This is a genomic window from Paenibacillus sp. FSL M7-0802 (assembly GCF_038004945.1).
Lineage (GTDB): Bacteria > Bacillota > Bacilli > Paenibacillales > Paenibacillaceae > Paenibacillus > Paenibacillus polymyxa_B.
The window spans coordinates 4,821,935-4,845,811 of the sequence record NZ_JBBOSD010000001.1; the positions used below are offsets into that span (position 1 = coordinate 4,821,935).

General features: G+C 50.1%; 16 protein-coding genes. 15 read left to right on the plus strand and 1 reads right to left on the minus strand.

Annotated elements, in window-relative coordinates; genetic code table 11:
* Position 1: 1 nt before the first annotated feature.
* Positions 2-1,345 (plus strand): tRNA (N(6)-L-threonylcarbamoyladenosine(37)-C(2))-methylthiotransferase MtaB, encoded by a 1,344-nt coding sequence (gene mtaB, locus MHB54_RS22140; RefSeq protein WP_340982029.1) that lies wholly within the window; start codon positions 2-4, stop codon positions 1,343-1,345.
* 104 nt (positions 1,346-1,449) lie between these two features.
* Positions 1,450-1,884: an NUDIX hydrolase gene (locus tag MHB54_RS22145; protein ID WP_023989501.1), complete on the plus strand. Its 435-nt coding sequence runs from the start codon at positions 1,450-1,452 to the stop codon at positions 1,882-1,884.
* Here the strand turns inward: MHB54_RS22145 and MHB54_RS22150 are convergent.
* Positions 1,874-2,896: a Na/Pi cotransporter family protein gene (locus tag MHB54_RS22150; RefSeq protein WP_023989500.1), complete on the minus strand. Its 1,023-nt coding sequence runs from the start codon at positions 2,894-2,896 to the stop codon at positions 1,874-1,876. The two genes, MHB54_RS22145 and MHB54_RS22150, sit on opposite strands and share 11 nt — an antisense overlap.
* Before the next feature lie 143 nt (positions 2,897-3,039).
* On the opposite strand from MHB54_RS22150, the gene MHB54_RS22155 reads away from it, so the two are divergent.
* The 13 genes from MHB54_RS22155 to MHB54_RS22215 all read left to right on the plus strand — a co-directional run bounded on the left by MHB54_RS22155 (position 3,040) and on the right by MHB54_RS22215 (position 23,821).
* A complete protein-coding gene (locus MHB54_RS22155) occupies positions 3,040-4,419 on the plus strand; it encodes a class I SAM-dependent rRNA methyltransferase (protein WP_023989499.1) in 1,380 nt (459 codons plus the stop codon).
* Between the two features lie 237 nt (positions 4,420-4,656).
* The gene (gene addB / locus MHB54_RS22160) at positions 4,657-8,223 is read left to right on the plus strand and encodes a helicase-exonuclease AddAB subunit AddB (protein ID WP_264454753.1); all 3,567 of its coding nucleotides are present in this window, start codon (positions 4,657-4,659) and stop codon (positions 8,221-8,223) included.
* Positions 8,220-12,239 carry a helicase-exonuclease AddAB subunit AddA gene (addA, locus tag MHB54_RS22165; protein WP_264454754.1) on the plus strand — a complete coding sequence of 1,340 codons (4,020 nt, stop codon included), beginning with the start codon at positions 8,220-8,222 and terminating at the stop codon, positions 12,237-12,239. Before addB ends, addA begins: the two co-directional genes overlap by 4 nt.
* Before the next feature lie 28 nt (positions 12,240-12,267).
* Complete coding sequence (locus MHB54_RS22170) at positions 12,268-13,452, plus strand: exonuclease SbcCD subunit D (protein ID WP_028540452.1); 1,185 nt, start codon at positions 12,268-12,270, stop codon at positions 13,450-13,452.
* On the plus strand, positions 13,449-16,844 hold the full coding sequence (locus MHB54_RS22175) for an SMC family ATPase (RefSeq protein ID WP_340982030.1): 3,396 nt from the start codon (positions 13,449-13,451) through the stop codon (positions 16,842-16,844). The genes MHB54_RS22170 and MHB54_RS22175 overlap by 4 nt, the downstream gene beginning before the upstream one ends.
* 260 nt (positions 16,845-17,104) lie before the next feature.
* Positions 17,105-17,521, plus strand: a complete 417-nt coding sequence (locus MHB54_RS22180) for a hypothetical protein (protein ID WP_071558466.1) — start codon at positions 17,105-17,107, stop codon at positions 17,519-17,521.
* A gap of 312 nt (positions 17,522-17,833) precedes the next feature.
* Complete coding sequence (locus tag MHB54_RS22185) at positions 17,834-19,177, plus strand: aminotransferase-like domain-containing protein (RefSeq protein ID WP_340982031.1); 1,344 nt, start codon at positions 17,834-17,836, stop codon at positions 19,175-19,177.
* 162 nt (positions 19,178-19,339) lie between these two features.
* On the plus strand, positions 19,340-19,699 hold the full coding sequence (locus MHB54_RS22190) for a histidine triad nucleotide-binding protein (RefSeq protein ID WP_025722131.1): 360 nt from the start codon (positions 19,340-19,342) through the stop codon (positions 19,697-19,699).
* Positions 19,700-19,871: 172 nt separating this feature from the next.
* The gene (gene rpsU / locus MHB54_RS22195) at positions 19,872-20,045 is read left to right on the plus strand and encodes a 30S ribosomal protein S21 (RefSeq protein WP_005547957.1); all 174 of its coding nucleotides are present in this window, start codon (positions 19,872-19,874) and stop codon (positions 20,043-20,045) included.
* 16 nt (positions 20,046-20,061) lie between these two features.
* Complete coding sequence (locus tag MHB54_RS22200; RefSeq protein ID WP_013311146.1) at positions 20,062-20,505, plus strand: GatB/YqeY domain-containing protein; 444 nt, start codon at positions 20,062-20,064, stop codon at positions 20,503-20,505.
* 280 nt (positions 20,506-20,785) lie between these two features.
* Positions 20,786-22,153 carry an NfeD family protein gene (locus tag MHB54_RS22205; protein ID WP_071558467.1) on the plus strand — a complete coding sequence of 456 codons (1,368 nt, stop codon included), beginning with the start codon at positions 20,786-20,788 and terminating at the stop codon, positions 22,151-22,153.
* A gap of 37 nt (positions 22,154-22,190) precedes the next feature.
* Positions 22,191-23,198: a flotillin-like protein FloA gene (floA, locus tag MHB54_RS22210; RefSeq protein WP_043922497.1), complete on the plus strand. Its 1,008-nt coding sequence runs from the start codon at positions 22,191-22,193 to the stop codon at positions 23,196-23,198.
* A gap of 44 nt (positions 23,199-23,242) precedes the next feature.
* Positions 23,243-23,821 (plus strand): hypothetical protein, encoded by a 579-nt coding sequence (locus MHB54_RS22215; protein WP_264454759.1) that lies wholly within the window; start codon positions 23,243-23,245, stop codon positions 23,819-23,821.
* The last annotated feature ends 56 nt before the right edge of the window (positions 23,822-23,877 follow it).

The following is a 23,877-nucleotide window of genomic DNA, read 5'->3' on the forward strand; positions in this document are numbered from 1 at the left end:
TATGCCGTCAGTGGCATTTTACACATTGGGCTGTAAGGTAAACTTTTATGATACAGAAGCGATCTGGCAGCTGTTTAAAAATGAAGGTTATGAACAGGTGGACTTTGATGAGCAGACTGCTGATGTCTATCTTATCAATACATGTACCGTTACGAATACCGGTGATAAAAAGAGTCGTCAGATCATTCGCCGCGCGATTCGCCGGAATCCAGATGCCATTGTGGCAGTGACGGGCTGTTACGCCCAAACTTCTCCTGCCGAAATTATGGATATTCCTGGCGTAGATCTCGTTATCGGGACTCAGGATCGGGACAAAATCATTCCGTTCGTGCAGGAAATTCAAGAAACGCGTCAACCGGTGAACGCCGTGCGCAATATTATGAAAACGCGTGTATTTGAGGAAATGGATGTGCCTGATTTTGCTAATCATACTCGGGCCTTTTTGAAAATTCAGCATGGGTGCAATAACTTCTGTACCTTCTGCATCATTCCGTGGTCGCGGGGTCTATCCCGTAGTCGTGATGCTGCGAGTATTATTGCACAGGCGCGTCAACTGGTACACGCAGGCTACAAGGAAATTGTACTCACAGGTATCCACACTGGCGGTTATGGTGACGACATGGATAATTATGACCTATCTGATCTGTTGTGGGATCTGGAGAAGGTGGAAGGGCTGGAGCGTATCCGTATCAGTTCGATTGAAGCCAGCCAGATTGATGAAAAAATGCTTGATGTACTGAACCGTTCCACCAAGCTGGTTCGTCATTTTCACATACCGCTTCAGGCGGGGGACGACACCGTGTTGAAACGGATGCGTCGCAAGTACACGACAGAAGAGTTTTATAACAAAATGCTTATGATTCGCAAGGCAATGCCAGATGTAGCGATTACTACGGATGTGATTGTCGGCTTCCCTGGGGAGACGGATGAAATGTTCCGCAATGGCTATGAGCTGATGAAAAAAATCGATTTTTCAGAAATGCACGTGTTCCCGTACTCCAAGCGCAGTGGAACTCCTGCGGCGCGTATGGAGGATCAGGTGGACGAAGACGTGAAAAATGCACGAGTGCATGAGCTGATACAACTGTCAGAGCAAATGCAATTGGCGTATGCTGAGAAGTTTGTAGGTCAGGTGCTGGAGGTCATTCCGGAAGTTGCACCGAAAGGGACCGAAGATAGCGGCATACTCCATGGATATAGTGACAATTATATTCAACTGGCGTTTGAAGGTACTGAGGATCTGGTTGGCAAGGTATGCCGCGTGAAGCTGACGAAGGCGGGCATTAATGAAAGTGAAGGCCAATTGGTTCGCGTACTAGAGAATGGGCTGCAAACAGCTCTGTAAGAACAAAAAAAGCCTGAACAGGCAATAGAGATGGCAAACAAGGATTTCGCCTTTCCTTACAGAGAGGACGGAATCCTTGTTGCGCAAGGAAGGGAGATTACAGGATGGCAGCAAAAAAGGAAATTTCCGCAGGCGGCGTTGTGTTTCGCAAACAGGGGGAGCAACTTGAAATTCAGCTCATTACTGACCGATATGGCAAGGTATCCTTGGCTAAAGGGAAAATGGAGTTGGGAGAAACAATCGAACAGACGGCTTTACGTGAAATTCGCGAGGAAACAGGGTTGAACGGGCGGATTATCCAGCATGTAGATATGATTGCTTATACGTATCATCATCCAGAATTTGGGGAAGTAGATAAAGAAGTACACTATTATCTCGTAGAGGCACTGGATGGGGATTTACAGGCACAGATTGAAGAAATTAAAGGAGTTGCGTGGCATACGCCTGAGGAAGCATGGCGTCTCCAGCGCCAGGGTGGATATGACAATAATGATGTCATTTTAAGCAAGGCGCTGTCCATGCTAGGAATTAACGTTTGATTCTGTGGGGAGATATACGATCCTCTAAACGCGTCCACACAGGTAGATAGCAGAGAGGCAAAACCAGCAGAGAGCTAATAACGTTAAACAGAGTTTGGGCATGGGCTACTTTAGCTCCGGGCTCGGTAGATATCCAGGCAGCGGCCATCTCCAGACCAGGGATCAACGGCATAAAGAGCAAGGCTCCGCCTACGTTCAGCAGCACGTGGGACCAGGCCACAAATTTGCCGGACACGCTGCCGCCAACAGCGGCAATGAGGGCGGTTACGCAGGTGCCTACATTGGAGCCGATGACGATGGCGATCCCCACATCGGCTGGCAAGGCTCCCGCAGCGGCAAGGCTAATCGCCATGCCAATGACGGCTGCGCTACTGTGAACCAGCGCGGTCAGGCAGGCTCCAGCAGCGAAGGCCCACCACATGTTGGCCGCAGCGTGATCAAGAAACCAGCGGAATAGTCCGGCCTGCTCAATCCAGGGGCCGACTGTTTGCATTACGCGGATACCTGCCAGAATCAGCGAAAATCCAGCAAAGACGAGGCTGATATATTGTACAGCCTGCGGACGGCTAAGCCCATTGGAGCCGGGTGAAGCTCCGGCGGACGCATACTGGCGATTGGGGACAGCTTCACCCCACAGGACGGCAGTGCTCCAGCATAGCAGTGAGCCGCAGAGCAGCGGAACAGCCAGCATGCCAAGCTGGAGCCCCATCAGCTCAGTGGTCAGGCAGGTGCCGATATTGGTGCCGAGAATGATGCCGAGCGTGCGGCCGTAGGTCAACAGCCCGGCGTTGACCAGTCCGATCGTCAGCACCGTTACGGCGGTGCTGCTTTGCAGCAGGGCCGTAATGCCTGAGCTGAACAGCATGCCCCGCCAAGGTGAAACTGTGGCGCGGTTCAGCCAGCGGGTGAGGAAGGGACCGGCCAAATGCCGGAGGGCTGCTTCCATCAGCTTCATCCCGCCCAAAAAAATAAACAGCCCACCGCACAGTGGGAGTATAACATGTATAAACACGGGCATAGCCCCCTTTTCTAGGTGAAAATACTTATGTAACAGCCTATGATCTGTCGGGGACAGCCATGACAAGCATGGCTGAGCTCTTTTTTACGGAACGATATTAAGGACTTTGAGTAATCCAAGAATGGGAGTGAAGGATTTTGCCTTCAGTAATATTAGAACGCAGCCGTAAAAAAAGGCTGGAGCACGCACACCCTTGGGTGTTTAAAAACGAAATAGCCAAGATCGAAGGGAACCCAGAGGCAGGCGATTTGGTCAGTATCGTTAACCATCAGGGGCGTTATTTGGCGACAGGTTACTATAATCCAGCTTCACAAATTACAGTGCGTGTGATGTCCTACGAGCCGCTGGAAGCAATGGATCAAAACTTTTTTGCCCAACGCTTTCGCAAATGTCTGGAGCACCGCGAACGTTTTGTGACCGGGGGAAACGCTTATCGGTTGGTGTACGGCGAGGCTGATTTTTTGCCTGGACTGATTGTAGATCGATTTGGTGATGTGTTAGTCGTGCAGTTGTTAACGCTTGGCATGGATCGGCGCAGGGAAGAAATCAGGGATGCGCTCGTTGAAGTAGTGGGTCCTGTTGGTATATATGAGCGAAGTGATGTATCCATCCGTGAGCTGGAAGGATTGGAACAAACGAAGGGTCCTTTGTACGGTGATTGCCCGCGTCATGTGGTAGTGACGGAAAATGGCCTGCAAATCAAGGTTGATATCGTAGAGGGCCAGAAGACGGGTTATTTCTTTGACCAGCGTGAAAATCGTGCGGCCATAGCACCGTTGATGACAGGTTGGGGAGCACGTAGTGGAATTACGCTACAAGAAGTAGCTGCAGACTCAGGGGATGCGGGCACAACGGTCATGAAGCCAGTGAATAAAAGTGGTAAGGTTGTTGAATTCCCATTCTGGGATGGCGCAACCGTATTGGAATGTTTTTCGCACACGGGAAGCTTTACGCTCAATGCATGTAAACATGGTGCTAAAAAAGTAACTTGTCTTGATATTTCTGAGCATGCGATTGAAAGTGCGCGGGATAATGTCAAGCTGAACGGTTTTGAGGAACGCGTTGAGTTTGTCGTCGACGATGCTTTTCAATATTTGCGCAATCAAGTGAAAGGTGTAGAGGAACGCAATGCACGAGCCGGGGGCAAAGGAGATACATCCAAGCCGCTGACAGCAGGTGGCGGACGCACCTTTGACGTGGTCATTCTTGATCCGCCAGCCTTTGCCAAAACGAAGAACGCTGTCAAAGGAGCTACACGTGGATATAAAGATATCAACCTGCACGGGATGAAGCTGGTCAATGAGGGCGGCTATCTGGTGACAGCGAGCTGCTCATTCCATATGCGGCCAGAGTTGTTTTTAGATACCATTAAGGAAGCGGCGGCAGATGCCGGCAAAATCCTTCGTCTGGTAGACTGGAGAGCGGCTGGTAAGGACCATCCTCAAATTTTGGGTGTGGAGGAAGGCCATTACTTGAAATTCGCCATCTTTGAGGTGCGCAGCCGGACACAGCTGTAGGTTTCATACAAGGTCAAAGTCAATCGCCTTTTTGGTGATTAAATAGGTAAAATAGACTCGTTTAGGTATAAATCAGTCCTGTAGAGAAGGCGTGCACCAAGCCAATCTGCGGGACTGATTTGTTTTTTTAGAGGGAGGAAGAATTGCTACAACATGGCAAACGTACGTTCTTTTCTCCCTTGCCTGATATGCTATACTGTTTAATAGAATGTTGTTCGTTGGAAAGGAGGCCGCATCATGTCGGTCCGCTTGTTGATTGGCCGCTCTGGGAGTGGTAAAAGTACGTTAATCCGCAATGAAATGACGTCTATGTTACGCGAGGAGCCGCTAGGTAAGCCTATGCTGTTACTTGTACCGGAGCAATCGTCATTTGCTTCTGAGCATGCGTTACTTACAGAAGCCGGAGACGGTATTCAGGGGTCGGTGCGCGCCCAAGTGATGGGATTTCATCGTCTTGCCTATTTAGTTATGCAGGAAACCGGGGGTTCAGCACTGGTGCCTGTAACGGAAGAAGGCAAGAAGATGCTTTTATATAAAATTATTCGTCGTCGCAAGGATGAACTGAGTTTGTTTAAGGATTCGGGAGACCAGCTCGGCTTTGTGGATCGGTTGAATACATTGTTTACAGAGCTAAAGCAGTATGGAAATGATACTCGGTCTGTACCGGAGCAACTGGAGCGAATGAACGCTGCTGGAGAGTCAACTCCGATTTTGCGTGGCAAGCTCAAAGATATCAGTCTAATCTATGAGGATTTTGAACGAGAGCTGACGCTTAAATATATTGACGGTGAAGATACGCTGCGCATGCTGGCAGAACAGATTGCTGAGTCTTCCCTTGTGCGTGGGGCAGATATTTGGATGGATGGCTACCGCAGGTTTACACCACATGAATACAAGGTGGTGGAGCAGCTTATGCTGCACGCTTCTTCGTTGACGGTGGCGCTGACTTGCAACCGCAGCTACGAGAGCGGACAGCTTCCGCATGAGCTGGATTTGTTTCATCCCTCAGCGGCTGCGTATGTAAAGCTCAAAGGAATGGCAGACGAGCTGATGATAGAGACGCAGACACAATTACTGCGCCCTGATCCGCTGCCGAGATTTAAGGAGCGTCCGGCGTTGGCGTATTTGGAGGCTAACTTTGAACATCGTACAGGGTTACGGAATCAGGAACAATGGATGCGGCTGCAGCAGCTACGAGAGCAGTGGACAGAAGAACAGCCGGAAGGCATAAAACTGTACACTGCGGCTAATCGCCGTGCAGAGCTGGAAGGGGCTGCACGCGAAATGCGTCGTCTGGCCCGAGATGAGGGCGCTCGTTATCGGGAGATGGCCCTGTTTGTACGTCATATTGAAGATTATGAGCCATGGGTGGAACCGATATTCAAACAATATGAGGTTCCAGTATTTCTGGATCAGCGGAGAAGTGTTTTGCATCATCCCTTAGTGGAATTGATTCGGGCTTCGCTGGATATCGTGCAGCGTCGTTGGCGATATGAGGATGTATTCCGTGCGGTCAAAACAGACCTTCTCCTGCCGCTGGATGGTCGGGTGAGCCGTGAGGAGATGGACCGTTTGGAAAACTATGTACTAGCCTGCGGAATACAAGGCAGCCGTTGGACAGACGGTCGCCCGTGGCAGGCTGTGCCCAGCTTGTCACTGGAGCTGGAGGAGCAGGAACGGAGCCGTAGGCGGGATGAAACGTTGGATTTGATGGAGCTGTGCCGGGATGTGATCGTGACGCCTTTACGTGCGTTTGAGAAACGTGTGGGCAAGGCACGAACTGCACTTGAGAAGTGTGAAGCGGTATATCTGTTACTGGAGGATGCAGAGATTGGCCACAAGCTGGACGCCTTCATTCATCAGGCAGGGGAAGCAGGAAAACCTGAGCAGGCGAAGGAGCATCGTCAAGTATGGGATGCGGTGCTTGAACTACTGGATCAAATTGTCGAAATGATGGGTGACGAGAGGCTGGATACCTCTTTGTTTGCGGGTGTGCTGGAAACGGGATTGGCTGAGTTCCGTATGGGACTTGTTCCGCCAGCTCTGGATCAGGTTCTAGTCGGAAACACGGACCGTACACGTGTGTCCGGTATTCAACATGCCTTTGTGCTAGGTATGAACGAAGGTGTGATGCCGGCTGTGTTCCATGAGGACGGTGTGCTGAATGAGCAGGAGCGTATGGCATTAAACGAACGAGGCGTAGAGCTGGCGCCGGATATGACAAGACGTCTGTTGGACGAACGTTTTCTCGCTTATACGGCCCTTACCTCAGCCGGTAAAAGCCTGTGGATGAGCTATGCAGTGACTGATGAAGAAGGGAAGTCGTTGCTGCCGTCTGAGTTAGTACGACATGTGCGGCACCTGTTTCCTAGTCTGGACGAGCGTCCACTGGCTGGATACCCTTTGCCTGGGGATGCTTGGACGACGCAATGGGAGTATGCTTCTCATCCGTCCGAGGCTTTACCGCAGCTCATTGCGCAATTACGGCATTGGCGGCGTGGCGGTGACATTTTATCCCCTTGGTGGGAGGTATATAACTGGTACGCAAGCCAGCAAGGGCGTGAGAAGGACAAGCTGCGTCAGCTGTTGACCTCACTTTTTTACGAGAACCATGCCGAAATGCAGAAGGAAACGAGCCGCCGTCTGTACGGCAGCAAGCTGCGTACCAGCGTATCTCGTATGGAACGTTTTGTGGCATGTCCATTTTCGCACTTTGCCTCTCACGGTCTTCGTTTGAAGGAACGTCAAATGTATCGCCTGAAGGCCCCGGATATCGGACAATTATTTCATGCAGCGCTTGGAGAGATGGCGATCAATTTGCGTAAACGCAATGTCAGCTGGGGCAGTCTCAGCACGGAGGAATGCCGCCAAGAGGCGGAAAGTACAGTGGAGCGTTTGGCTCCTCGTCTGCAAGGCGAGATTTTAATGAGCTCCAAGCGGTATGGCTACATTTTGCGTAAATTGAAAGACATCGTGAGCCGTGCCTCGTTGATTTTAGGTGAACATGCGCGAAGAGGTAGCTTTGAGCCGATTGGGCTGGAGTTGGACTTTGGGCCGGGTCAGCAGCTTCCTCCGTTAAGCTTCCGGTTAGATAACGGCGTTGTGATGGAAATTGTCGGACGGATTGACCGTGTAGATGTGGCAGAGGGAGAAAAGGGGTTACTTTTGCGTGTCATCGATTACAAATCTAGCCAAAAGGATCTCAAGCTGCATGAAGTGTACTATGGCCTGTCCTTGCAGATGCTCACCTACCTGGATGTGCTGCTGAATGCGGCGGAGGAATGGTTGGGCGAGACAGCTTATCCAGCGGGTACACTGTATTTTCACGTCCACAATCCGATGTTGCAGTCGCCTAACGGTCTTAGCGCAGAACAGGCCCGTCAGGAGCTTTTAAAACGTTTTAAGATGAAGGGATTATTGCTCGCGGATCGGGATGTAGTTGGGCAAATGGATACAGCATTGGACAAGGGATATTCCTCTATTTTACCTGTTGCGGTGAAAGCAGACGGCAGTTTTTATAGCAGTGCTTCGGTTGCTTCGCCGGAACAGTGGGACAGCCTGCTAGCTTCGGTACGTCATAATATTCGGACGATTGGCACACGGATGACAGAGGGCGATGTGGCCATTGAACCTTATCGAATCCAGCAAGAGACGGCTTGTACCTTCTGTTCTTTTAAGCCTGTTTGTCAATTTGACGACAGTCTGGACGGTAGTGGCTACAATCAATGGGGTAAACCCGGTAAGGATCAGATCTGGAATCTGCTGGGTCATACACAGGAAGGGAAAGGAGGAATGGACCAATGATAGGCACGTCAAACACTAAAGGCATGCCGAAGCCGGAAGGCAGTATGTGGAGCGATGACCAGTGGCGTGCAATTTCGGAATCTGGTAACAACATGCTGGTCGCGGCAGCGGCAGGGTCTGGTAAAACAGCGGTGCTCGTAGAGCGTATTATTCGTAAAATCGTCGATCCCCAGCTCGGCTTCAGTGTGGATCGGTTACTGGTAGCGACCTTTACGAAGGCTGCCGCCGCCGAAATGCGTCAACGGATACGCGAAGCGTTGGAACGTGTACTGGAGCAGGAACCGGAAAGTGAGCATGTACGCCGCCAGCTATCGTTGCTGAATCGGGCCTCGATTACGACGCTTCACTCATTTTGTATGGAGGTCATCCGCAGGCATTATCAGGCCATTCCCCTTGATCCCGGTTTTCGGATTATGAATGAGCATGAGACAGAATTGCTGCGTCAGGAGCTTCTAGAAGAACTGTTTGAGGAGAAATATGAGGCTCATGATGAAGGCAGTACATTCCGCAGACTGGTCGACTGGTTCAGTGGAGAACGCACCGATGATGCAATGTACGTGCTTGTTCAGCGGCTGTATGATTTTTCTCAAAGTCATCCTTGGCCAGAACATTGGCTGCGGGAGACAGCGGCAGCATTTCGTGTACAGGATGTAGCCGCTTTGGGAGAGACTCCCTGGGTTCGCAGCATTTTGGCGGATGCTGCACTTTCATTGCGCGGAGCAGCGAGCTTGCTGGAACAGGCGCATGAAACAGCTATGCAGCCCGGCGGTCCTGCACCTTATGCCGTGACGCTGCAAGAGGATGCGGCGATGGTGAAGGGATTGTTACAGGAGCTGGAGACACAGCCGTGGGCATCTCTATATGATCATTTTCAGACAGCTTCCTTCGGTAAGCTCAAGCCCGTCAAAAAAGATCAGACCGAGCCTGCATTGCAGGAACGGGTTAAAACGCTTCGTGAAGCAGCCAAAAAAATGATTACAGATATGAAGGCTTCCCTGTTTGGCAGGAGAGCAGAAGCCTATTGGGAGGAGCTGCACGCCGCGGCTCCGCTGATGGACGAATTGATAGAAACCGTGATTGTATTCGGGGAACGATTTCAACAACACAAGCAGTCAAAAGGGTTGGTGGACTTCGGGGATTTGGAACATTATTGTCTGAAAATATTACGACATCCCGATTCTACTCCGTACAAGCTACTACCTTCCGACGCTGCGCTCGAATATAAGGCGCAATTCGACGAGGTGCTGTTGGATGAGTATCAGGATACGAATACCGTACAGGAAGATATCGTTAGGCTGGTATCACGGGAGGAACCGGGTAACCGTTTTATGGTGGGCGACGTGAAACAGAGTATTTATCGGTTTCGGCTGGCGGAGCCGGGTCTGTTTTTGAATAAGTATCAACGGTACGGCATGCAGGAGCAGGAAGATGGCTTTTTAATTGATCTGGCGCGTAATTTCCGCAGTCGGGAGGAAGTTGTCGATGCGGTCAATTTGGTGTTCCGCCAGATTATGAGTGTGGATGTGGCGGAAATTGAGTACGATGAACGAGCGTGGCTGGTACACGGCGCATCCTATCCCGACCAGTCGGATCAAGACGCCGCATCTGTATACGCACCTGAGCTGCTGTTAGTTGATAAGGGTGGACATGGTCTTTCCGAGGCTTCGGAGCTGTCCGAAATGGAGAACGAATCTGCTCTACAGGAAAGTGAGCTGGCTGAGCTTGCGGAGCTGGAAACGGCACAGTTAGAGGCTCGTGCGATCGCGCAACGGATTAAAGAACTGACCGGAGACACTGGACAACCACTGTTGATTTACGACAGAGGATTAAAAGCGGTGCGTCCGGCAGTCTACGGCGATATCGTCATTTTGCTTCGTTCCGCAAGCGTGTGGGCCCCCCTAATTGTGGAGGAACTGCGGCTTGAGGGCATTCCGGCCTCCGGGGAGCAGACGACAGGCTTTTTTAAAGCAACGGAAGTTGAGGTAATGTTGTCTCTGCTGCATATTATTGATAATCCGCAGCAGGACATCCCGCTTGCATCAGTGCTTCGTTCGCCGATTGTCGGCTTGACCGAAGATGAACTGGCACAAATTCGGTTGGAGAAGCCGGATGGATTGTTTTATGGCGCATTGCTGGCGGCGGCTGAGGCTGACCCACTGGAAGAAAGCGAAAAAGGGATTTCAGCTGAGATTATGGAGTTGGATATTTTCCCAGAGGACTCTTTATCTTCATCTGACTTTGGTAATAGAAATGACGGGAATACGTTGTCTGCCCGACTACGTTCATTTTTGCGTAATTTGGAAGCCTGGCGGCAGGAAGCCAGACAAGGCAGCTTAAGTGCATTGATTTGGAATGTGCTGGAGGAAACAGGATATCTGGATTGGGTCGGTGGACTGCCTGGCGGCTCACAGCGTCAAAGCAATTTGCGGGCGCTATATGACCGAGCGAGACAGTATGAGACTTCTACGTCCAACCGAGGATTGTTCCGATTTCTGACCTTCATTTCCCGTCTACGGGAGCGAGGCGGTGATTTAGGATCAATTAGCGGAGGGACTGAACCCGATCAGGCTGTCCGCATTATGACCATTCATAAAAGTAAAGGACTTGAATTCCCTATCGTGTTTATTGCCGGGACAGCAAAAATGTTCAATCAACAGGATCTCAATGCGCCGTTTCTTATGCACAAGGAGTTGGGGTTTGGTCCTAAATATGTGGAGGAACAAAATCGTGTCAGCTACCCTACGCTGCCTAATTTAGCGATCCGCCGACGCTCACAGCTGGAGCTATTGGCTGAGGAAATGCGGGTGTTATACGTGGCGCTTACACGTCCGCGCGAAAAGCTGATTATGACCGGAACCGTGAAGGATCTCGCTTCGCGCGCAGCGGGTTGGGCACGTGCCAAAGAACATACGGAAATTGTCTTACCAGACTATATGCTGGCGGCAGGCCGCAGCTATCTGGACTGGGTAGGTCCCGCTTTGATTCGGCATCCTTCTGCTACTTTGTTGAGGGAAGCCGCAGGTGATCAGGATGGGTACTATCACAGGCTGGAACATATGCCGGGAACAGACTGGTTATTTAAAATCGTGGCCTCGGAAACACTTTCCGGCTCTCGTGTGAACTCAGATCATGAGGAAGAGGTGTCGGGAGAAGAGCGCCAAAAGAAGACAGAAGCACTGAGAAATGCGGAGCTAATCGATTTGAACGAAGAGAGTGAAACGGATATTGAAGCTGCTCTTTCCTGGATTTATCCGTATGAACGGGCTGGCAAGACGGCAGCCAATACATCGGTTACTGAGATGAAAAGATGGCTGGAAATGCAGGAGATGGGTTCGGACGATTGGCTGAATCTATCTACCTCCCTACTAGCAGAGTTACCGGAGGATCGGGAGGATTCTCACACTGGGGGAAGTCAATTACACTTGCGCAGACCTAAGTTTATGGGGAATCAGCGTCTGACTCCAACGGAACGAGGAACAGTCTATCATATGTTGATGCTGCATTTGCCACTAGATGGGGGGATGAGCGCCGAAGTTATTGAGGAAACCAAGGCTCGTTTGCTCAATCAGCGTATGTTACTGGATGTTCATGCAGAGGCGCTAGATACGGATAAAATATTACGCTTTTTCACTAGTGAGCTGGGTAGCAGAATGCTGGGAGCATCCCATGTTCAAAGAGAGCTTCCGTTTACTTATACCATGCGGGCAAACGATTACTGGAACCACAGCTTACCATCGATGTCACCAGGACAAGAAACAGATTCGGAAGGTAGACAGGACGGCGATAAGGTGCTGATGAACGGGATTATTGACTGTCTATTTGAAACTCCTGAAGGACTCGTACTGGTAGATTATAAAACAGATCGGATATCTGAATATCGTACACTGTCCCATTTAACAGACCAATATCGATTTCAATTGGAGCTGTATGCCCGTGTGATCGAAGAGATTACAGGCAAAAAGGTTGCTGAGAAGTGGCTGTATTTTTTAGAAGCTGGAGAGAGTGTACGGCTGTAGTTATATAGATAGGGAGAGGAGGAATAGCATGCGGATTTTGCATACAGGTGATTGGCATTTGGGCCGCACGTTGGAAGGACGCAGCCGTTTAAAGGAGCAGGAGGCGTTTTTGGAAGAATTGGCGAAAATGGCTGACGATCAGCAGGCCGATTTGATTATGATGGCTGGAGACGTATACGACTCAGTCAATCCATCGGCCGCAGCCGAGCAATTGTTTTATGAAACGTCTGCCCGTCTTACGGCTGGAGGAAGACCACTAGTCGTCATTGCGGGCAATCATGATCAGCCGGAAAGGGTATCCTCGGTCACACCGCTGGTGAGCGGGCGCGGAATTACATTGCTGGGACTGCCCCATGGGGAAGCGGTACGCGTTCATACACCGCGAACGGGTGAAATGGCATGCATTGCAGCCTTGCCATATCCCTCCGAGTCTCGTCTGAACGAGCTATTGTCTGAAGACGGAGATGAAACAGTATTGCGCGAGGCATACAGCCGCCGTGTGGGCTTGCTGATGTCACAGCTGGGTACAGCATTTCGGCCTGACACCGTTAATTTGTCGATGAGCCATATTTATGTGCTCGGCGGGCTGGAATCGGACTCGGAACGTCCGATTCAGGTCGGGGGGGCGTATACCGTAGATCCGTCTGCTTTGAGCATTGGGGCACAGTATACGGCTCTAGGACATTTGCATCGTCCCCAATATGTGAAGGGAGACGGGCTGATGCGTTACAGTGGCTCGCCGCTGGCTTATAGCTTTTCCGAAGCCGGACAAGCCAAATCGGTTACGTTAATTGACGTGGTTGCTGGCAAGCCTGCTCAGGTCGAGGAACTGTATATTACCAGTGGACGCCCATTAGTGAGGTGGCGTGCACGGGGAGGTCTGGAGGAAGTATATCGCTGGCTGGACGAAGGACTGGATGCCGATGCCTTTATTGATCTGGAAATTACGCTGGATGAAGCGATGTCGATGGGAGATATTCAGCGGCTGCGCAAAAGCCGTGAAGGCATCATTCATATTCGCCCAATGTATCCAGAAATGGCTGCCGCACAGCTGGAGCACCAACGATCAGAACTGCCAGTGCATGAGTTGTTCCGGGCATTCTATCAGCGGCAGACAGGTGGAGCAAAGCCGGATGACGGATTAGTGCAGTTGTTTCTGGAACTGGTGGAACAGGATGATGCAAGAGAGCACGCTGAGGAGGATGACGCATGAAACCAATCCTTCTAAAACTGGCGGGGTTGCAAAGCTACCGGGAGTCACAGGAAATTCGCTTTGACGATTTGACCGAAACTGGACTGTTTGGAATTTTTGGCCCAACGGGTAGTGGAAAATCAACGCTGCTGGATGCCATTACGTTGGCTATGTACGGTAAAGTGGAGCGGGCAGTGAATGGTACACAAGGCATTATGAATCATGCTGAGGATACGTTGTCTGTTGCGTTTACGTTTGAATTAATGTCAGCTCAAGGGCCTCGTCGTTACCGTGTAGAACGACGTTTCAAACGTGCTGGAGGCGTATCGGTTAATAATACGCTTAGCCGTTTTATTGCGTTAACAGAGGATGGCGAGGAAGTGCTTGCCGATAAGGTGCAGGATGTGACGCGCTGTGTAGAGGAGTATATCGGCCTGAAAATGGACGATTTTACACGAGCTGTTGTATTGCCGCAGGGAAAGTTTGCGGAATTCTTGTCCTTAAAAGGCAGTGAACGTAGACAGATGCTACAGCGTTTATTCCATCTGGAGAAGTACGGAGATCAACTTGCACAGAAGCTAAGCCGTCGTGTGAAAGATAACGATAGCGCACTGAAAGCGTTAGAGGCGGAGCAGCAAGGGCTGGGGGATGCGAGTGCTGAAGCGCTTGAACATGTAGAGTTGCGTCTCAAAGAGGCGATTGCCAATGCAGAAGCTTCGCGTCGCGAGCTAGAGCGTGTCTCACGTGAATCGGAGGCGCTAAACAAAACCCGTGAGCTGGTCATCGAGCTCAGCCAAAGATCGAACGAGCTGGAGCAGTTGGCAGCACAGGAGCCGGGCATTGCTTTGCTGGAGCGCAAGCTTCGACAAGCAACTGCAGCCGAGGCATTGCTGCCTGCGCTGACGGATTGGAAGGAAGCCATTGCTGAAGCGGAAAAACGGCAAAAGACTGCCGAAGAAATGGAAGTCCTGGCCGCTACCGCGCAGGAGGCTGCGCTTGTGTCTGCGCAAGCAGATGAGCAGGCCCGGCAAGCACTCAGTGCCGAAGAACCGAAGCTATTGCTTCGGATCGACCAACTAGAGCAGGCGCTTCAACTGGAGCGTGATACGGAAGCGTTGCGGACCGAACGGGAACGTCTGGCGGCCGAGCTTGTGCAAAGCGAACAAACCCTTGCTGAACATGCAAAAGGACTCGCAAAGGAACAAGAGCTACAGACGCGAGGCTTGAAGCGACAGCAAGAGCTTCAACAGGAGCTAAAGCAAAATGAAGTGCGGGCAGATGAGCGGCGTATGCTGCAAGAGGCTGTGCAACGGCTGCAACAGCTGGAAGTCGCGAATGAGCAATTGCGTGAAGCTGAACTGGAGTACACCGCTCAGGAGAATCGGCTTGCGCAAGCTGACGAACGTTTACAGCTGACGGACCAGGAGACACAGGAGACAGAGGCACGGCGTTCTGCCCTTGCTGCACAGGCAGCTGATGGCATTGAGGCATTGCTGACGTTGGAGGCAGAGATCACCGTCGATATGTCGTCACTGGCCTCCGAGGAAGAGCAACTGCGCCACGAGCTCCGTGCCGAGGAGCTGGGCCGTCTTGCTCAGCATCTCGCTGCCGAGTTGCGCGAAGGCGAGCCGTGCGCAGTGTGCGGCTCGCTGCATCACCCCGCGCCTGCCGTCGTCGCGGCGCATAGCGCGGATGCCGCTGCGCCAGATGAGCTGCACCGCCTGCGGCTTGGTTTGCAGGAGCTGCGCCTCACACTGCGCCAGCAGTTGCACGAGCAGCGCAGCTTGCTGGCCCAGCCCGCCACCGCAGACAGCGGCGCTGCTGCCACAGGCGAGCCTTTCACGCCTGCGGCAGCACCAGCAGAGTCGCGCGGTGCCGCCGCTTGGGCGGAGCGCTGCACGGCGCTGGAGCGTGCTGCGGCAGAGCTAGCCGCACGTGCGCATATGCTGCCTGCCGAGGCACAGGCGCTGCGCGAGGCAGACGCCGCCGGACAGCAGCGGCGTATCCGTGCTGCCGCCGAGCAGGAGGCAGCAGCTGCAGCGCTGACGCAGGCACGCAGCAAGCGCGAGGCATGCACCACGCGCAGCGAGGGGCTGCGCGCCGAATGGGCGGCGCAGCTAACGGATGTCGCTCCTGGCGAAGCCGCGGAGCGTTACCGCGCCATGCAGGAGCGCGACGGGCGTGCGGAAGAGCTGCGGTCCCGGCTGGAGACGAGTGTGACCTTCCTCGAAGGAAAGGCGGCGCGTGTTCAACAGATACAGCAGAGTATCATCGAGGAGGACAAAATCATTATTGCCCGCCGTACAGGGCTCCAAAGCAAAGATGATTCGCTTCGTGAAAAGCTAGCACAGCTCCGAAAGTGGGTTGGAGATGGCCAAGCGGCTTCATTGCTGGAAGAAGCGACCTCGCGACTGTTGGGACTTAAAAACGGAGCCGAAGCCGCGGCACGCCGCCGTACCGAAGCGGAAGAACGCAAGCAGCAAGCCGTTCATGCTTCACTGATTGCCCGGCAGGCCTCCGACTCGGCAGAAGAAAGACGTCAGATGGCAGAGTCCCGTTGGGGCAGCCGTCTGGAAGCATCCTCCTTCGCTACGGAAGCAGAGGTCATGGAATGCTGCCTGGGACCGGAAGAAGCCGCACGCTATGAGCGTGAAGTGAGTTTGCATCGAGAACGGGAAAAAGAGCTGTCTTCCCGCTTAAAACATGTCGAAGAGCAGCTGAATGGAGCAACGGTAACAGAGGAACAGTGGGAAACGGCCACTGCACAGCTACGTGATTGCCGTGCACGCGACGAAGAGGCGCTTCAGAATCGCGCGAAGGCTGAGCGTGATTTAGAGGACTTGCAGCATCGACATGTCCGCTGGATGGAGCTGGAGTCCAATCGTATACATTTGCGTAGCGAAGCGGAAAAAATGTCCAAGCTCCAGTCTGTTTTTCGCGGCAATGCCTTTGTTGAATATATTGCCGAGGAGCAGCTCATGCAGGTCAGTCAGTCGGCTTCACGCCGCCTGCGTTTTCTGACCAAGCAGCGTTACGCGCTAGAGGTAGATTCCAGCGGTGGATTTGTCATTAGTGACGATGCCAACGGTGGGGTCAAACGTCCGGTATCGACCTTGTCCGGTGGCGAAACGTTCCTGACCTCCTTGTCGCTTGCGCTTGCGCTGTCGGCTCAAATTCAATTGCGGGGCCAATACCCTCTGCAATTTTTCTTTCTGGATGAAGGCTTTGGAACGTTGGACCCTGAGTTGCTTGACACAGTGATCACCTCACTGGAAAAGCTGCACCATGATCAATTGTCTGTTGGTGTGATTAGTCATGTGCCTGAACTACGGGCCCGTCTTCCGCGCAAGCTAGTTGTTCTGCCAGCAGAGCAGGCTGGAGGCGGCTCACGTGTGGTTATGGAAACTTTTTGAAGCAATGTGATACAGGTCACAGATACAGTTTCAAACTATTGTTATAATACAGCCAAGCCGACAAGTTAATCATACAGCACCCCGGCGGACGTATGCTGCGGAAGAAATCTTCCCATCATACGTCCGTTCAGAGGGGCTCTGCCAAGAGCTCCCGGGGTGCTTCTTTTTTTGCAAGCCGGAATTCGCCCAATTTGATGTAGCAAATAGCCCGTTTTTGAATAACATACGGTATACATGCAAGAGCCTAGGAGGAAACAACCATGGAAAAAAGCATGACAACCGAAAAAGTTACAGCACCGGAACAGACGGATGCTAAAACACTATGTCAAAAGCATATGCATCGTTATGTATGCGTATGGGTGAAGGACGGGACAATGTATGACGGCATTGTAGAGCATGTGGATGATGAAAAGATATACTTAGCCGTTCCTATGGGTGGAGACGAAATGGAGAATGTCAATGTTAATCTCCCATATCCGCCTAATAATTGTGGCTGCGGCTCCCGTGCTTATGGTGGCTATGCGTCTTATCCTCCGTATCCGTATCCGTACCCGTACCCGTACCCGTATCCAGCACCCGCTTATGCATATGGGTTCCCATACGGACGCCGTCGCTTTAATCGTTTGATTCTGCCACTTGCAGCGTTGACAGCGATTAGCTTGCTGCCTTATTACTAATCCTATTTTCTTAGTCGTCAGACATAGTGAATTCCTGCTCTCTCCCGCCTACAGTTCTTGTGCAGTACAAGTGACTTTAAGGCGCATCCATACATTATCACCATGCAAGGCTGCTTCTTCCATTATGAAGAAACAGCCTCTTTTTCACGTAAAACATCCCGAATATGATTCAATGATTGAAACTGTATTAGTACAGTTCAATGAAATGAGGTATCCTGTTTATTCATAAACCATGGTAACATCTAGCGTGTAAAGAAACATAAGACGGAATAAGCATGTAATGAGTATGTAAAGAGCAGGTGGGAGGATATTGTGAAAAAATACGTTTCAATTTTATTGGATATAGAACTTAAAATTCGTGAGGGACAATATAAATCAGGTTACAAGTTGCCGTCGGTCCGTGAGGCTTCTGAATTATACAGGTGCAGCAAAAGCACGATTCTGCGGGCATATGCTGAACTTGAAAAGAAACACGCCATCTATTCCATACCGCAAAGTGGATACTATGTAGTGGAAAATTCGGGCGATTTACACCATAGCCATATTCAAGACTCCGTTAATTTTGCTTCGGCCTCCCCGGATTTGAATGTATTCCCTTATCTGGATTTCCAACATTGTTTGAATCAGGCTATTGACACCTACAAATATCATCTGTTCACTTATGGCGATTCGCAAGGACTGGAAACACTGCGTCATACGTTGGTTTCCCATTTGGCTGATACTCAGGTGTTTGCAAAAATGGATCGGATTATCGTTACTTCGGGTGTTCAGCAGGCATTGGAGATACTCGCTAAAATGCCGTTTCCCAATGGCAAAGAAAAGGTTTTGGTCGAGCAGCCAAGTTACGATATATATTTGCGTTTTCTGGAGGAAGAGAACATACCCGTCAGTACCATCGTCCGGACAGCGGAAGGTATGGATTTTCACGAATTGGAGAATCAATTTAAGAACGAGAGCATCAAGTTTTTTTATACCATGTCAAGATATCATAATCCATTAGGAGTCTCTTACAACACAGAGGAGCGAAAAGCGATAGCTGCCTTAGCCGCCAAATATGACGTGTACATCGTAGAAGATGACTATATGGCAGATTTGGGGGCCGATCATCTTTTTGATCCCATTTATGCATACGACCAGACGGACCATGTTATTTATTTGAAAAGCTTCTCGAAAATCATTTTCCCCGGCTTGCGATTAGGAGTTGCGGTATTGCCAGAAGTCCTATTGAAGACGTTTAACACTTATAAAAGATATGTCGACACATCTATTTTGTCTCAGGCGGCGCTTGATATTTATATTAAAAATGGAATGTATGAACGCCACAAGCACACGATATATAAACTGTATTCGGAGCGCGTTCGTGCTCTTAACAAGGCTGTGGAACGATACAATCAGGCCGGATACGTTCAGACTTCAGCTGTAACTTCAGGAGTTTATATGCAGTTTAAACTGCCTCGGACGGTGAATTTGGAACGCTTGGTACAGTGTCTTTCCGCGAGGAACATCCAGGTTGTATCTGGCAAAGGCTTTTATTTATCAGGCTATAGGGAACAAGAGAAATTTTTGCGCATAAGTATTTCGCGCGCACAGTTGGATCAAATTGATGCAGGGGTGAAAGCTATTATAGAGGAAGTTAGTAAGGGAAACTGGTATTAAGACCCTTTTTCCGTTATGATACATAAAGAAACATAAGTATAACCAAACATGGCTGTATATGTTTCTATTCAGTGTGGGAAATACATAACTTTGAATGCCGAGAGCAAGGGCTGTTTTTGTCTATTTGCTTATGATCGGCTCACTGCCAAAGGAGGGTTTTGAATGGACGATCTGTTTTTGAAAATTGTGGATGGAACCATCCCCAGTAAGAAGGTGTTGGAAACCGACAATGTGCTCGCATTTCATGACATCCAGCCTGCGGCGCCAGTACACGTGCTCATTATTCCAAAAAAATATATTCCTTCGATGAACGCTGTGACAGAGGAGGATCTTCCTCTTATCGCGGAGATTCATCGTGTTGCGGTTGAGGTTGCGAAAAAGTTAGGAATTGCCGAGTCTGGCTATCGGTTGATTAACAACTGTGGCCCAGATAGTGGACAAGCGGTGGGGCATCTGCATTATCACTTACTGGGCGGCGCCAAATTGGGTGCCTTGACAGGTATTTCGGACTCACATTCTTAAAAAAATGACAGAGCTTGTCTTTTCAGTAATACGGATGTGAATGGAGAAAAATGGCCCTTTATGTATTCATTTTTTCTTATAGGTTGACACCTGGTTTCCGTTTCACCTATAATAAAATTTGATGAACCGTGTTATTGCTCTTGGACGGTCTGGTCGGAGGGAGGGAAAACTGGTGTCTGAAACTAAAGTTCGCAAAAACGAGACAATTGATGCTGCACTTCGTCGCTTTAAACGCTCCATTGCTAAGGATGGCGTATTGGCTGAGGTGAAGAAACGCAAGCATTATGAAAAGCCAAGCGTAAAGCGCAAGAAAAAGTCCGAGGCTGCTCGTAAGAGAAAGTTCTAGGAGGATCTAAGCAATCATGAATTTGAGCGAACGATTGAACGAAGATATGAAGCAAGCAATGAAGAGTAAGGACAAGTTCAAACTCTCCACCATTCGAATGGTTCGTTCTACGATTAAAAATCTTGAAATAGATTTGAAACGGGATTTGGACGACAACGAAGTGCTTGATATTCTGAGTCGTGAGATCAAACAGCGAAAAGATGCCCTCCATGAATTTGAAAAAGCCGGTCGTGATGAACTTGCGACAAGCACTAAAGCAGAAATAGAGATCATCGCTCAGTACCTTCCCGAACAACTTTCTGAGGAAGAAATTAAAGTTATTGTACAGCAGACCATCCAGGAAACCGGTGCTTCTTCGAAAGCCGAGATGGGGAAAGTAATGACGGCCTTGATGCCTAAGGTAAAAGGCCGCGCTGACGGTAAGCTCGTGAACCAAGCGGTTCAGCAATTTCTGCAATAAACCTGCGACAAACAGGAAAACACAACACCCTCTGTTTACAGAGGGTGTTATTTCTATATATGCGATGCCTACCATAGAATGTAATGGTGAGAAGATTCTTATATGTAAGCGCTATCGTTAATTGTATGAAACGTGATGTCCGTTGGGTGCGTAAAGTATCTGACAGCCGTCAGGATTAGCAATATACCCAATAATTTCACATTAAATCCTGAAAACTGTATAGTTTGTCTAACAAAGTTTGGTATGCTGTAACATAGAAAGGTCGAAAGGGGGGAGAGAAATGCATAGAGAACATCACCACTCCAGTCGCAAATTGATCTTTTTAACGTTGTGGATTATGGTATCCGTTTTGCTGTTACCCTTAGTTCATTCTGAATCAGCGGCGGCCCAAACTAAAGGTGGAGCTGTGTTTGTTATACCAGTTGATCAGGAAATTGAGCAAGGTCTAGGCAAATTTATGGAACGTGGATTTGCAGAAGCAGCCGATTCCAAAGCAGGTCTGATTTTACTGGATATTAACACTCCCGGTGGACGGGTAGATACAGCGGAGAAGCTGGGTAAACTGATTAAAGACAGTCCAATTCCGACCGTAGCCTATATAAGGGGCGAAGCGGCCTCAGCGGGTAGCTATATTGCGTTGAGCGCAAACAAGATTGTTATGAAACCGGGGAGTATTATCGGAGCAGCAGCGTTAGTAGATGGTAGGGGGCAGGCTATCACAGATCCAAAAACGGTAGCTTGGTGGAAGAGTAGCATGGCATCTGCCGCAGAAGCTGGTGGACGTAATCCAGATATTGCCAGAGGTATGGTTGACTCCAAAACGACCGTATCTATTCCAGAGATGAACTTTAATAAGGAAAATGGTCAGATCATTTCTTTAACCAGTGAGGAAGCGCTGAAGTTGGGTTATGCGGATCACATCGCGTCTTCCGAACAAGAAGTTATCCAGTGGATGGGTTACAGCACGGATGATGTAATTCATGTGGAGCGAACATGGGCTGAAAAAGCAGCCGAGATATTGACTAACCCAATTGTGCAGACGTTGCTTTTATTTATCGGTATCGCGGGTGTCGTTATTGAGCTGCTCGTACCCGGTTTTGGTGTACCGGGAATTTTGGGCATACTCGGATTTGGTTTGTATTTTTTCGGCAATTATATCGCTGGTTTTGCAGGCTCGGAGACGTGGTTGTTGTTTATTATCGGTCTGGCTCTGCTTATACTTGAAATGTTCATCCCAAGCTTTGGTATTTTGGGCATTTTGGGTTCAGTCAGCCTTGTCGCCGGAGTTGTTCGGGCAGCATACAACATGCAGCATGCGTTTATATCTTTGGGCATTGCCTTTGCAGCTGCGGTTGCTGTTGTGGCGATTATCGCGGTTGTATTCAAGGACCGAGGGATATGGAACCGTTTTATACTTAAAGAAAGTTTAACGGCTGAACAAGGCTTTTCTTCAGTTGTGAACCGGGAAATGCTATTAGGTCAACGGGGTGTCAGTCTGACACCACTTCGTCCAGCCGGAACGGTGCTGATCGCTGATGAGCGAGTCGATGTTGTAACGAACGGCGAGTTTATTGCTACAGATATGCCGATTATAGTATCCAAAGTAGAAGGTGGGCGAATTGTGGTCAAGGCTGACACTAGCGTCTAAACAAGTAAATAACAAAGAATTAGATTAATGGAGGATGATGCGAGTGTTCGAATCGGGTATTGTCAGCGTTTTGCTGATTGCCGTTGTAGTGATTATTGTATTGAGCGTATTTTTCAGTTTCTTCCCGGTGATGCTGTGGATTTCAGCATTGGCTTCGGGTGTGCGTATTGGCATCATTACGCTGGTAGCTATGCGGTTACGGCGCGTCACGCCAAGCCGAATTGTCAATCCGCTCATTAAGGCAACCAAGGCGGGTCTGGGCTTGAACATCAACCAGCTGGAAAGCCATTTTCTCGCAGGAGGGAATGTAGACCGAGTGATCAATGCGTTGATTGCTGCCCAGCGTGCTAACATTCCGCTTGAATTTGAACGTGCGGCTGCGATTGACCTTGCGGGACGGGATGTTCTGCAAGCGGTCCAAATGAGCGTTAATCCGCGTGTTATTGAGACACCTACTGTTGCAGCGGTCGCCAAGGATGGTATCGAAGTGAAGGTTAAAGCTCGTGTTACCGTGCGTGCCAACATTGATCGACTCGTCGGGGGTGCCGGAGAAGAAACGATTATTGCACGGGTCGGTGAAGGTATCGTTACAACCGTAGGTTCCAGTAATTCGCATAAGGACGTGCTGGAGAATCCGGATTCAATTTCGAGAACTGTATTGTCCAAAGGTTTGGATGCTGGGACAGCATTTGAAATCCTGTCCATTGATATTGCGGACGTTGATGTAGGTAAAAACATCGGTGCTTTTCTGCAAACAGAGCAGGCGGAAGCCGACAAACGTATTGCGCAGGCAAAAGCAGAAGAGCGGCGTGCGATGGCTGTAGCGCAGGAACAGGAAATGAAGGCACGTGTCGTAGAAATGAGAGCACGCGTGGTGGAATCCGAATCCGAAGTGCCGCTGGCAATGGCTGAAGCACTGCGTGGCGGGAAACTTGGCGTCATGGACTATATGAATTTGAAAAATATTGAGGCGGATACGCAAATGCGTGGCTCCTTAGGCAAACCGAATGAGAACTCGGGGAATGATAACAAGAACCGGGATTAATAACGGGACATAGCCGATGAATTACGGCAGCTAGGTGGTGAGTAATGAACTTTATCAGCTGGATCTTTGAGCATTTGTATATCCTGATCGTGATTGGCTTTGCTTTGGTGTCCTTTTTGGGGAAAAGCATCCAAGGCACAGGGCGGAAATCTCCGCCACGAAAAGGTATGCCCACCTTTGGTGGTGATCATGGTTCTCGTGGGCCCTCGACGTCATCCAGACCCTTCACAACGGAACATGGACAAGAGCAGCGCCAACAGGATGTTACTGGGGAGTTGCAACGTCAATTTCCTAATGAACGACGGGTGGTTATGGAAGCTCGTCGTATAGAAGAAGTGGGCGATCGGTCAGAAACGGAAGAACGGATGGACCGGGATTCATTAGATAACGGTTCGACTCTAGAGGATCGGATCCGTGCTATGGAAGAAGAACGCAGATTGGTTTTAGCCCGTCTCGATCGTATATCCAACGCGAGGGAGTCAGGGGAAATTACAGATGCGCCAGAGATAGCTTCGCAAGACCGTAATACGGTGGATACGGCTGATCTGCGCAGAGGTGTGATTTGGGCAGAAATATTAGGTCCTCCGCGTTCCAAGCGCTATATGGGTGGAGGAGGACGTTAAAATGATAGTGGATCCGTCACGGCTTTGGCTGTGGCGGATCTTTTTTTGTGAGCTTT

Excerpts from the sequence above, each read along its gene's own strand:
- mtaB (WP_340982029.1), top strand. The coding sequence starts at position 2 with ATGCCGTCAGTGGCATTTTACACATTGGGCTGTAAGGTAAACTTTTAT.
- MHB54_RS22145 (WP_023989501.1), top strand. The coding sequence starts at position 1,450 with ATGGCAGCAAAAAAGGAAATTTCCGCAGGCGGCGTTGTGTTTCGCAAA.
- addB (WP_264454753.1), top strand. The coding sequence starts at position 4,657 with ATGTCGGTCCGCTTGTTGATTGGCCGCTCTGGGAGTGGTAAAAGTACG.
- addA (WP_264454754.1), top strand. The coding sequence starts at position 8,220 with ATGATAGGCACGTCAAACACTAAAGGCATGCCGAAGCCGGAAGGCAGT.
- MHB54_RS22170 (WP_028540452.1), top strand. The coding sequence starts at position 12,268 with ATGCGGATTTTGCATACAGGTGATTGGCATTTGGGCCGCACGTTGGAA.
- MHB54_RS22175 (WP_340982030.1), top strand. The coding sequence starts at position 13,449 with ATGAAACCAATCCTTCTAAAACTGGCGGGGTTGCAAAGCTACCGGGAG.
- MHB54_RS22180 (WP_071558466.1), top strand. The coding sequence starts at position 17,105 with ATGGAAAAAAGCATGACAACCGAAAAAGTTACAGCACCGGAACAGACG.
- MHB54_RS22190 (WP_025722131.1), top strand. The coding sequence starts at position 19,340 with ATGGACGATCTGTTTTTGAAAATTGTGGATGGAACCATCCCCAGTAAG.
- MHB54_RS22200 (WP_013311146.1), top strand. The coding sequence starts at position 20,062 with ATGAATTTGAGCGAACGATTGAACGAAGATATGAAGCAAGCAATGAAG.
- MHB54_RS22205 (WP_071558467.1), top strand. The coding sequence starts at position 20,786 with ATGCATAGAGAACATCACCACTCCAGTCGCAAATTGATCTTTTTAACG.
- floA (WP_043922497.1), top strand. The coding sequence starts at position 22,191 with ATGCGAGTGTTCGAATCGGGTATTGTCAGCGTTTTGCTGATTGCCGTT.
- MHB54_RS22215 (WP_264454759.1), top strand. The coding sequence starts at position 23,243 with ATGAACTTTATCAGCTGGATCTTTGAGCATTTGTATATCCTGATCGTG.